Below are 10,787 nucleotides of genomic sequence, written 5' to 3'. Positions count from 1 at the left end.
GGCACTGCTCTGCCACTTCCACCACACACATGTGCATTCTTCTGAGTGGAAACTCGCCATGCAGAACGGCGTCCCCGTGCTGATCCCACCGAAAAGCATCGACTGGGAACAAACCCCACGACCCTGCTCCCAAATCAGATCACGAAGACGCGGACCTTTGCCCACAACACCACTACCGCCATGGGTCAGACAACCACGACCATACACAACCTGACGGCCGCCGCCAGCGCTCGAGCACGCCTCGGTGCCCCCTCGACTACGAGCTGGCGAGAGCGAGGCCGAGGTACCGCGCGTACCGTTCGGCTGCGCTGGTAAAGCTTGCGTGTTGCACAGCAGAGAACGGTTCAAAAGGCTCAGCCGTGACGGTCACTCGTTTCGAGGTAGCGTGCCGCCGCCACGTGCCGGCGACGTGCCCGCCCGCCACGATGGTCGGCAGGAACAAGCCGTTGCTGCTTGGCACAACCCGTTCCATGTGCTCGGGCGCGAGCGGCGCGCTGCGGTCAGAGTAGCCGAGTAGATACTCGTCGAACCCGGGTAGCAGATGAACGTTCGCAGAGGCCGCATCAGAAGCCTCACCGTCAGAACCCACGCCAGCAGAACCGCGGAGCGCAGACCTGCGGATCGCAGACCCGTCGCCACGAGGCCAGTCATCGTCTGACCCTCCTCGCGCCGCCCGCAGGTAGGTTCGGTCGTCTACGACCATCGACTCCAGTGCGTCGCCAGCCAGTTCGATGCCGAGGGTCGCGTCTTTCAGAAGCAGCCCCGACCACCAGAGAAAGTCTTTGACCGTGGCTGGTCCGCGCGCACTGAAGTACCGCCGTGCCAGCTCGCCCAGACTCTCGTCGCGCGTCAGCTGGCGTGCCGTTGACTGCGAAATCCATTCGTCGAGCAGCACGATCGTCTGGGCCGCGCCTTTCATTGGCCCGAAGCACAGCACTTTGTGATGGCTGAGGTACCAGAGCAGGTGCGATCCACGGTTTGCGTCGGTCGCGATTCCGTGCGTGCGAAACACGGCGAAGAGCTCGTCGCGGGTGAGGTTGCGGTGGCCTTCGAGCGCATCCACGGCGACGCGGTGCGCAAGCGCGAAGGTCTCCGGGTGGAGTCCGAGCTGCCGGTGTCGGGTGGCCGCACCGGCGAGGGTGCGGGTGGCGGTGAGGTCGAGCATCCAGCGCAGATCGACTCCGGCGACGAAATGCAGGGTGCCGCGAAACGGCCACGAACGAACGACACTGCCGTCAGCCAGAGCGGCGTCGACATCGGCGAGGGTGCCGCCGGGCATCCGGAGCCCCACCGACCATTTCGCCCCGGGCAGATCTTGCGCCTGAACGGCGGCGAGGTACCCGACCACACCAGCAGCGGCAGCGGCACCCACCACGGCACCTGCCACGGCGCCCGCGCTGTCGCCGACAGGGTTCTGGATGCCCTGGCTGACGAGTCGCAGGCCCGTCAGCGTTCTGCGATGGCCAGGTAGCACGCGAACCTACAGCAGGCCGGCGATGTTCAGCTGATGGGCGATGCCCGAGCCGTCGGGCGAGTAGATCCACAGCGCATCAGACTTCTCGCTCATGAATTCGGCTTTCGATCGCCCACCGGCCAGCACGGCCTCGCCCGCGGAGAGCTGCCGAATGGCGATGGCGGCCACGTTCGCCGGGTGTTGCTCTTCGAATTCGCCGTAGATCTCTTCGTCGTGCTGCCCGTCGTCACCCACCAGCAGCCACCGCATCTGCGGAAACTCTTCGGCGAGCCGGTGCAGGTTGTCGCGTTTGTGCTCGCGCCCGCTGCGAAAGAGCCGGTCGTGCGTTGGCCCCCAGTCGGTCAGCAGCAGAGGCCCCGACGGGTACAGGTTGCGCGACAGGAAGCGAGTGAGAGTGGGCGCGACGTTCCAGGCGCCCGTCGAGAGGTAGATGGTGGGGGAGCCCGGATGCTCGGTTGCCAGCCGGTCGAGCAGCACAGCCATACCCGGCGTGGGTACGCGCGCGTGCTCGTCGAGTACAAAAGTGTTCCACGCCGCGAGCAGGGGCCGCGGAAGTGCCGTGACCATGACCGTGTCGTCAACGTCGCACACGACCCCGAACTTGGCGTCGGGTTCGATGATGAAGACCGGAGAAGTGACGACTTCGGAGTCTTCGGCGCGCAACTGAATGGTGTGCCAGCCGGGTTCGAGGGTCGCCTCGATCACCACGTCGACCACTCCGCCGCGGTCGGCTTTCACCTCGTGTTCCACTCCGCCCACGGTGATGGTCACATCGACATCGTTGATGGGCACCGCCGTGAAGCTCCGCCAGCCCCGCACCGTCTCGTCACGCCGACCAATGATGGGCAGGCGCCGACGCGGTTTCGGGTCGCGGGTGAGCAGCACCCGGCTGAGCACCCTGATCCACGTGGTGGAGCCGTAGCCCGTGTACGGGATGACGGTCACTTGGTACCCGCGCTTGCGCGCCCTGTTCTCACGGAACTCGTGCACGGCATCTTCGATTCGCGCGGCTCTGTGCAGAATCAGCTCAGGCGTGACTTTCGCGGGTGGGAGGTTTACCGACTCGTTCGACACGTGCCCAGTCTGACAGAGAACGCTGTACGCCCTGACAGAAGCCTCTTCAGCCAGCTCGCCCGTGACAAGGATCGTCGCCAGACTTTGCTGTCAAATGAGCGGGAATTTTGTGAGATGCCGTCATATCGGCGTTGAGGTCGTCAGCCCGAGAGGTAACATGAGACTTACTTGTTACAAATTAGGGGACGGGTCAGAAAAGTGTCACTCAGTAAACTCATCGACGAAACCCTGCTCGAAATGGTGAACGTGCGTAACGAGCCCGTACAGGTTCGTAGCTCGACTCGTATCTCCGCCTTGGTTGACGCTGCCGCCGAGGTCATCGAAGAGGTCGGCGTCGAACGAATGACGACGGCCATGGTCGCTGAGCGCGCTGGCGCCTCGATCGGCACGGTCTACCGCTATTTTCCCGACCGCATCGCGGTACTCTCGGCTCTCAGCCTGCGCAGCATGGATCGCTTTCTGCGCCAGACCCGCGAGAACATTCTGCGTGAGAAGCCCAGCACGTGGGTCGAGCTCATGCTCGTGAGCTTCGACACCGCGGTCGAGATGCACCGCACTGAGGTGGGCTTCACGTCCATCCGACTGGGCGACCTCGTCACGTACCCCGATGTGGAGCCCGCGGGCATCCGGTCAGCCCGAATCGCTGACGCGTTCGCCGCGATCATCACGCAGGACTTCGGCGTCGACGCCTCGGCAGAGCTCACCCTGCGCCTCGAGATGTCGGTCAATATGACCGACGCGCTGCTGGTTCGCGCGTTCATCGCCGACAAGAACGGCGACGCGGCCATCATCACCGAGGCCCGCGCCGTCGTGCAGAGCTACCTTGCGCAATCAGCTGCGTAATAATCCGTCAAGGCCCGCGCGAGACTTTGCCTAATGCTGAGTTTGGTGTTTTGCTTGGCCAATGATCGAATTCCGAGCGGTTACCAAGCAGTTTCCTGACGGAACCGTCGCGGTTGACGACTTCAGTCTGATCATTCCCGCCCGCCAGACCACCGTGCTGGTGGGCTCGTCAGGCTCGGGTAAGACCACCATCCTGCGCATGATCAACCGCATGGTCGAGAAGACCTCGGGCGACATTGAGATCGACGGCGAAGACATTCACTCGCTGAACCCGGTGAAGCTCCGTCGAAGCATCGGGTACGTCATGCAGAACTCCGGGCTGCTGCCACACCGCAAGGTCGTCGACAATGTGGCGACCGTGCCGCTCCTGAACGGGGTGAAGAAGGCCGCGGCTCGGGATGCAGCACTCCGCCTGCTCGACACCGTAGGCCTCGACCGCGCCCTAGCCGACCGCTACCCCAGCCAGCTCTCTGGCGGTCAGCAGCAGCGCGTCGGCGTCGCGCGTGGCCTTGCCGCCGACCCGAACATCCTGCTCATGGACGAACCGTTCGGCGCGGTTGACCCCATCGTGCGGGCCGAACTCCAGCAGGAGCTCGTGCGAATTCAGCGCGACCTCGGCAAGACCATCGTGTTCGTCACCCACGACATCGACGAAGCGTTTCTGCTCGGCGACCAGGTGGTGCTGCTCGAGAAGGGCGGCCGCATCGCGCAGGCCGGTTCGCCAGCCGAGATCCTCTCACAACCGGCCAATGACTTCGTCGCCACGTTCATCGGAGCCGATCGCGGCCGCCGCGCCCTGCGGGTCGAAGTGGTCAACGGCCGCAACGTCGTTGTCGACGAAGACGGTCGGCCCACTGGGGTGTTGCAGTCGTGAACACCCGAAACCACGGCCGTGTGCCGACCGACCGGCTGAGTCGTCGCCGAGCGGAAGGCCTCGTTCAGAACTGGGCCGCCATGATGAGGGCGCGTTCGAGGAGGCTCGCATGAACTGGGTCACCAACAACCTCGGCCTGATCTGGAGCCTCACGCTCGATCACATCGCGCTCGCCGTGCCGCCCATCATCCTCGGCTTCCTCATTGCGATTCCTCTCGGCTGGCTCGCCAACCGCTTTAGTGCTTCGCGTGGTGTTTTGCTCACCATCAGCGGCCTGCTGTACACGATTCCCTCACTGCCGCTGTTCATCGCCCTCCCGGTGATACTGGGAACGGGCATCCTCGATCCCATCAACGTCGTGGTCGGCCTCACCATCTACGCCGTCGCCCTCATGGTGCGTTCGGTGGCGGATGCCCTGGCCGCCGTCGACCCGGGAGTGCGCCAGGCGGCCACCGCCATGGGCTACTCGACCTGGAGCCGGTTCTGGCGCGTCGAGTTTCCCCTCGCCGGGCCGGTGTTGCTCGCCGGGCTTCGCGTGGTCTCGGTCAGCACGGTCAGCCTCGTCAGCATCGGCTCGGTGATCGGCGTGTCGAGCCTTGGCTACCTCTTCTTGAACGGCCTGCAGCGCAACATCGTGGCAGAGGTGGCTAGCGGAATCGTGGCGACCCTCATCATCGCCATCGTCTTCGACTTCATCCTCGTGATGCTCGGCCGCATGCTGCTGCCGTGGAGCCGTGCCGACAGGCCCAGCCGAAGACGAGCCCGCGCCCAGCGCGACAGCGCCGTTCTCACCGCAGTGACGGGGGCGTGACGGGCGTGAATCTCTTTCTGCAAGGCATTATGTGGATCTTCGATCCCACTCATTCCGACGGTTCGGGCGGCATTCCGAGCCGCATCGGTGAGCAGCTCGCCTACACCTTCGGTGCCGTGGCCATCGCCTCACTCGTCGCCATTCCGCTCGGGCTCTGGATCGGGCACACCGGCCGTGGCCGCGACATCGCCGTCTCACTCTCGGGAGGCCTGCGGGCCCTGCCGAGCCTGGGCCTGCTCATCATCTTCGCCCTCGGCATAGGAATCGGATTCAAGGCGCCGCTCGTCTCCTTCGTGATCCTCGCCATTCCGCCCATTCTCGCCGGTGCCTACTCGGGTCTCGAAGCCGTCGACCGTCGTACGATCGACGCCGCCCGGGCGCAGGGTATGACCGAATGGCAGGTTCTGACGAAGGTTGAACTGCCACTCGGCTTCTCGCTACTCGTGGGGGGCATCCGGTCAGGTGTGCTGCAGGTCGTGGCCACCGCAACACTCGCGTACTTTGCCAGTGGCGGCGCGCTCGGTGTCTTCATCAACGAAGGCCTCAAAACGAGGAACTACGCCGAGCTGATGGGCGCCTCGATTCTGGTCACCGCGCTCGCGTTGATTCTCGAGGGCATATTCGCCCTCCTCCAGAGGTTGTTCGTTCCACGCGGTGTTGCCGCGGGTCGAATAAAAGATGTTCGTTCGCGGTCAACCAGGCCGCGCACAACGGTGGGATCCCCCATCCACGAAGGGAAATAGCATGTTCACAGCATTGAAGAAAGGCCGTGTCGCCGCTCTTGGCGTCATCGCGGTCAGTGCGGCAGTCGCACTGGCAGGGTGTTCATCAAGCAGCAGCCCGCTCGACGCGGGCTCGAGTTCAACGGGTACGGCCGCGTCGGGCACCATCGTCGTCGGGTCGCAGTCGTACTACTCGAACGAAATCATTGCGGAGATCTACTCTCAGGCACTTGAGGCCAATGGCCTGACCGTGACCCGCAAGTTCAACATCGGCCAGCGCGACGCCTACCTGCCGGCGCTCGAAAGCGGCGAGGTGACGCTGTTCCCCGAATACAGCGGCAACCTGTTGCAGTACTACGACAAGACCACCACGGCCACCAGCGCCGACGACGTCTTCGCCGGGCTCGCGAAAGCTGTTCCCTCGCAGCTCGAGGTTCTGCAGCAGTCACAGGCCGCTGACCAAGACTCGTACAACGTGACGAAGGCCTTCTCCGACGCCAACGCAGTGAAGAGCATTGCCGACCTCGCCAAGGTCTCGGGCGTGACGCTCGGGGGCAATGCCGAACTCGCGACGCGCCCCTACGGCCCTCCCGGGCTGCAGTCGACCTACGGCGTCACCGTGGGCTTCACGCCCATCGACGACTCGGCCGGCCCGCTCACGCTGAAGGCCCTGCTCGACAACACCATTCAGGTCGCGAACATCTACAGCGCTGACCCGAGCATTGGTGCGAACAACCTGGTCACGCTGAGCGACCCGAAGCACCTGTTTCTCGCCTCGAATGTGATTCCGCTGATCAACAAGTCGGCTGCCACCCCGAAGGTCACCGACGTGATCAACAAGGTCGACGCCGCCCTCACCACCGCCGACCTCGTGTCGATGAACGGTGAGAGCACGACCGACCAGAAGTCGTCGGCCGACATCGCCAAAGAGTGGCTCGCCAAAGTGAAACTGTTCTAGAGATTCGTCGCCGGTAGTTCGTTGCTGGCGCACGACGGCCGGTCACCCTTCACAGGTGGCCGGCCGTTCTGCGTTCTGGAGTGCCAGAGTGGTGGCTATGACGCGAGCAGCAGCACCAGCGGCACCGCGAGCAGCACCGCAGCCGCCACGAGAATGAGCACCCGTTCGGCCAGTGGCAGCTGGGGCTCCGGATGCACGAGCCTGTCGACCCGCATCGACACGGCCGAGCGTTCCGATGCGAGAGCGGCCGACGATTCGACGAACTGTGTTGCGTTGGTCGTCAGGGCATTGGTCTCGGCCGAACCCACGAGGGCGATGGCCCCGGCCAACGTTTCGGCATCGGTGTGGCGGCGGCTCTGGTCATCCGCCAGTATCTCGACGAGCAGAGAGACGGCCACCTGTGCGCGGGTTGCGATGGGAAACCAGGGCAGGCTGCTGCGCCACGACTGAAAAGCGACCAGCAGAATGTGGTGTTGCTGGCGCAGATGAGCACGTTCGTGCGCGATGACCGCCTCGAGCTGCGGGGGGTCGAGCAGCGCCACCAGACCCTCAGAGAGAACCGTGACCGTTCGGGCGCCGGGCAGGCAGTACGCGACGGGCGCCGGAGAGTCGATGATGTGAATGGGCGCGCCGGGCCGGTCAGGCAGGGGAGTGCTCAGCAATTCGACAAGCGAACGGTGCCGTCGGCGCTGGCGCTCGGTGCGCGTGACGGTCACGATCAGGTTCAGAACGAGGTGCGCTGCGAGAAGCGCCGCGCTGCTGAGCGCGAAGATGTGAATCAGCCCGGTGCCGGCGGGCAGCGGCCCCTCGGCGAGCAGCTGGGGCAGTTGAGCGAGCCCCTGCAGCAGACTGCCACCGAACGGAATCAGCCCGAACGTCACCAGCGAGCCGATCATCGACAGGCCGCCAGAGATGGCGATGGCCTGCCAGAGCAGCAGGGCTATGCCGGGTGACCGGGTGGGCCAGTGAGCCTTTGCCAGCAGAACCGGCACCGGCCATGCGAGAAGCACAGCCAGCGCGGCGAGGGTGACAGAAGCGAAGAGCACGCGTTCAGCGTAGGCGATCGTCAGCCGTCGGTAGCGACGCTGTCTTCGGGCAGCTGAACGGCGCGCTGCGTGAGAAGCTGGCGAAGCGTCTCAGCTTCTTCGGGGCTGACCTGGCCCACGAAGTGTGCCAGCGCGGTGGCACGGTCGGGTTCTGCACCCAGAACCTGCTGCAGCAGCTCGGCGGTGTGGTCGGCCCGTGTCGTGACGGCGAAGTAGAGGTGGGGGCGCACTTTGCGGTCTCGGCTGACAAAACCCTTGCGTTCGAGACGGGAGAGCACCGTCAGCATGGTCGTCAGCGCCAGGTCTTTGCCGGCACTCGTCTTGTGCGCGAGTTCGTCTTTGAGGTCGGCCGCAGACAGAGGGGAGTGGTTCTCCCACAGTCTCTCCATGATCGATCGTTCGAGGTCGCCCAGCGTTGCCATTGCACAAGAATAGCGCGTTTTGCTGTGGAACTTCTACGAGCGGTAGAACTGTTCTACACTGTGTAGAAGACGAGTTCTACCGCTTGTAGAACATTCGTCGTCGAGAACGATTTCGCGGAGGACACGTGAACGACTGGCTTGACCCGCTGCTGCTGTCGCGCTGGCAGTTCGGCCTGACAACGATCTACCACTTTCTGTTCGTGCCGCTCACGATCGGCATGGCGCTGACCGTAGCCCTCTTCCAGACCGCATGGGTGCGCACGGGCAAGGCGAAGTACCTGCAGCTCACCAAGTTCTTCGGCAAGATCTTCCTGATCAATTTCGCCATGGGAACCGTCACCGGAATCGTGCAGGAGTTCCAGTTCGGTATGAACTGGAGTAACTACTCGCGGTTCGTCGGCGACGTGTTCGGGGCTCCTCTGGCGCTCGAAGGGCTGCTGGCATTCTTCCTCGAGGCAACCTTCATCGGGCTCTGGATCTTCGGCTGGGATCGATTGCCGAAGAAGCTGCATCTCGCAACGATCTGGGTGACAGCCGCGGCAAGCATCCTCTCGGCCTATTTCATCATCGCGGCGAACTCGTTCATGCAGAACCCGGTGGGCTACCAGATCAACGAGGCCAAGGGTCGCGCCGAACTGACTGATATTTGGGCACTGCTGACCAACAAGGTCGCTCTGGCGGCGTTTCCGCACACCATCTTCGCCTGCCTCATGGTGACGGCGGCCGTGATCATCTGCGCGGCCGCCTGGCACCTCTCCAGGGGAAAGCATCTCGACTCGATGCGTCCCGCACTGAAATTCGGGTTGTGGATGATGGTCATCGGCGGCGGCCTCACCTTTCTCTCCGGCGACCAGCTGGGGCTCGCCATGGTGTCGACCCAGCCCATGAAAATGGCGGCGGCCGAGGCGCTCTACAACACCTCCACGGGCGCGAACGCGTCGTTCTCGCTGTTCACACTGGGAACGCCCGACGGGGTCAGCGAACTGTTCTCCATTCGCATCCCGTACCTGCTGTCGTTCCTGTCGACGCACACATTCGACGGCACGGTCGAAGGCATCAACGACCTTCAGGCGCAGTACACACAGCTGTACGGTCCCGGTGACTACACACCGACCATCTGGGTCACGTACTGGGCGTTTCGCTACATGATTCTCTTCGGTGTGCTGTCGACCATGATCGCGGTCGGCGGCCTCTGGGCTACCCGCAAGGGGCGCATGCCCACGAAGCGCTGGGTGTGGAAGGTGGCCATCTGGTCGGTGCCAATGCCGCTGATCGCCATGATCGTGGGCTGGGTGTTCACCGAGATGGGGCGCCAGCCGTGGATCGTGTTCAGCCTGCTGAAGACGAGCGACGCGGTCTCGCCGAACACCACCGGGCTCGACGTACTCATCTCGCTGATCGCGTTCACGCTCATCTACGGCACCCTCGCGGTGGTCGAATTCAGACTCATCAAGAAGGCCGTGCAGGCGGGGCCGGAAGAACTCTCTGCGCCCGATGAGGCGACGGGCGAAATACGACACGAAGCGACGGTGTACTGATGGATCTCCCCAGCATCTGGTTCGGCGTTCTCGCCGTCTTCTTCATCGGCTATTTCGTGCTCGACGGGTTCGACTTCGGCGTGGGAATGGCGCTGCCGTTCCTCGGCCGCGACGACGTCGACCGCCGCGTCATGATCAACACGATCGGGCCCGTCTGGGATCTGAACGAGACCTGGGTCATCGTGGCCGGCGCCGCCATGTTCGCCGCATTTCCCGAGTGGTACGCCACGCTCTTCAGCGGCTTCTACCTCATCTTTCTCGCCATTCTGCTGGCGCTGATCGTGCGAGGGGTGTCGTTCGAGTACCGTCACCAGCGGGCCGAGCTGGTCTGGAAGCGACGCTTCGACCGGATGATCGTGATCGGCTCAGCCGTTCCCGCCTTCTTGTGGGGGCTGGTGTTCGCCAATGTCGTGCGGGGTGTTCCGCTCGACGCTGGGTTCAACTTCACCGGGTCGCTGCTCGACCTGTTCAACCCGTACGCGATGCTCGGCGGAGTCACCACGCTGCTGCTGTTCTTCACGCACGGAGTGGTGTTCGTGGCACTGAAGACCGACGGGCCCATTCGCCAGCGCGCCCGTCGGCTCGCCTCTCGTGCCGGGCTGCTGACCATCGTGGTGGCCGCGGTGTTCTTGGTGCTCACGACGGTGTTGTTCGGAACCGTGGTGTCGGGCATCCTGTCGGCCGTCGCAGCGGTGGCGCTCATCGGGTCTTATCTCGCGAACCACCGGGGGGCCGAGCGCTGGGCGTTCGCCCTGATGGCTGCGACTATTGCCTTCGCCGTGCTCAGCTTGTTCGTGTCGTTGCTGCCCGACGTGATGCCGGCCAGCAACAACCCGGCGCACTCGCTGACCGTCGAGAACGCGTCGTCGTCGACCTACACGCTCACCATCATGAGCTGGGTCGCGCTGGTGTTCGTGCCGCTCATTCTGCTGTACCAGGGGTTCACCTACTGGGTGTTCCGCAAGCGGCTCAGCCGGGCGACGATCACCGGCGTGCCAGGGGGCAGGACCGGGGGTGGGCCAGGG

11 protein-coding genes are annotated in these 10,787 nt (G+C 64.1%); 7 read left to right on the top strand and 4 right to left on the bottom strand.

Annotated elements, in window-relative coordinates; translation table 11 throughout:
* Nucleotides 1-256: 256 nt before the first annotated feature.
* Together D4765_RS18310 and D4765_RS18305 are read right to left on the bottom strand one after the other, a co-directional pair.
* A complete protein-coding gene (locus D4765_RS18310) occupies nucleotides 257-1,474 on the bottom strand; it encodes a winged helix DNA-binding domain-containing protein (protein WP_136643751.1) in 1,218 nt (405 codons plus the stop codon).
* A 6-nt stretch (nucleotides 1,475-1,480) separates the two neighbouring features.
* A complete protein-coding gene (locus D4765_RS18305) occupies nucleotides 1,481-2,548 on the bottom strand; it encodes an App1 family protein (protein WP_237280551.1) in 1,068 nt (355 codons plus the stop codon).
* A 198-nt stretch (nucleotides 2,549-2,746) separates the two neighbouring features.
* On the opposite strand from D4765_RS18305, the gene D4765_RS18300 reads away from it, so the two are divergent.
* The 5 genes from D4765_RS18300 (at nucleotide 2,747) to D4765_RS18280 (ending at nucleotide 6,756) form a co-directional block, all read left to right on the top strand.
* Complete coding sequence (locus tag D4765_RS18300; protein WP_136643750.1) at nucleotides 2,747-3,391, top strand: TetR/AcrR family transcriptional regulator; 645 nt, start codon at nucleotides 2,747-2,749, stop codon at nucleotides 3,389-3,391.
* Between the two features lie 61 nt (nucleotides 3,392-3,452).
* Entirely contained in the window at nucleotides 3,453-4,265 is an 813-nt protein-coding gene (locus tag D4765_RS18295) for an ABC transporter ATP-binding protein (RefSeq protein ID WP_136643749.1), read from the top strand.
* 109 nt (nucleotides 4,266-4,374) lie between these two features.
* Entirely contained in the window at nucleotides 4,375-5,076 is a 702-nt protein-coding gene (locus tag D4765_RS18290) for an ABC transporter permease (protein WP_136643748.1), read from the top strand.
* Nucleotides 5,073-5,819, top strand: a complete 747-nt coding sequence (locus D4765_RS18285) for an ABC transporter permease (RefSeq protein WP_338054656.1) — start codon at nucleotides 5,073-5,075, stop codon at nucleotides 5,817-5,819. The genes D4765_RS18290 and D4765_RS18285 overlap by 4 nt, the downstream gene beginning before the upstream one ends.
* A 1-nt stretch (nucleotide 5,820) precedes the next feature.
* Nucleotides 5,821-6,756, top strand: coding sequence for an ABC transporter substrate-binding protein (locus tag D4765_RS18280; RefSeq protein ID WP_136643747.1), 936 nt, complete (start codon nucleotides 5,821-5,823; stop codon nucleotides 6,754-6,756).
* Between the two features lie 95 nt (nucleotides 6,757-6,851).
* Here D4765_RS18280 and D4765_RS18275 read toward each other — a convergent pair whose 3' ends face one another.
* Nucleotides 6,852-7,802 carry a M56 family metallopeptidase gene (locus tag D4765_RS18275; protein ID WP_136643746.1) on the bottom strand — a complete coding sequence of 317 codons (951 nt, stop codon included), beginning with the start codon at nucleotides 7,800-7,802 and terminating at the stop codon, nucleotides 6,852-6,854.
* A gap of 20 nt (nucleotides 7,803-7,822) precedes the next feature.
* The gene (locus D4765_RS18270) at nucleotides 7,823-8,224 is read right to left on the bottom strand and encodes a BlaI/MecI/CopY family transcriptional regulator (protein WP_136643745.1); all 402 of its coding nucleotides are present in this window, start codon (nucleotides 8,222-8,224) and stop codon (nucleotides 7,823-7,825) included.
* A 125-nt stretch (nucleotides 8,225-8,349) separates the two neighbouring features.
* On the opposite strand from D4765_RS18270, the gene D4765_RS18265 reads away from it, so the two are divergent.
* Complete coding sequence (locus D4765_RS18265; protein WP_136643744.1) at nucleotides 8,350-9,762, top strand: cytochrome ubiquinol oxidase subunit I; 1,413 nt, start codon at nucleotides 8,350-8,352, stop codon at nucleotides 9,760-9,762.
* A partial coding sequence (cydB, locus tag D4765_RS18260) for a cytochrome d ubiquinol oxidase subunit II (protein WP_136643743.1) occupies nucleotides 9,762-10,787 on the top strand: 1,026 nt, incomplete at its 3' end. The genes D4765_RS18265 and cydB, both read left to right, overlap by 1 nt.

The sequence above is a fragment of the Subtercola vilae genome (genome assembly GCF_004923255.1).
Taxonomy (GTDB): domain Bacteria; phylum Actinomycetota; class Actinomycetes; order Actinomycetales; family Microbacteriaceae; genus Subtercola; species Subtercola vilae.
Note: the sequence above shows the minus strand (reverse complement) of the source record. Positions and strands in the feature narration are given on the sequence as shown.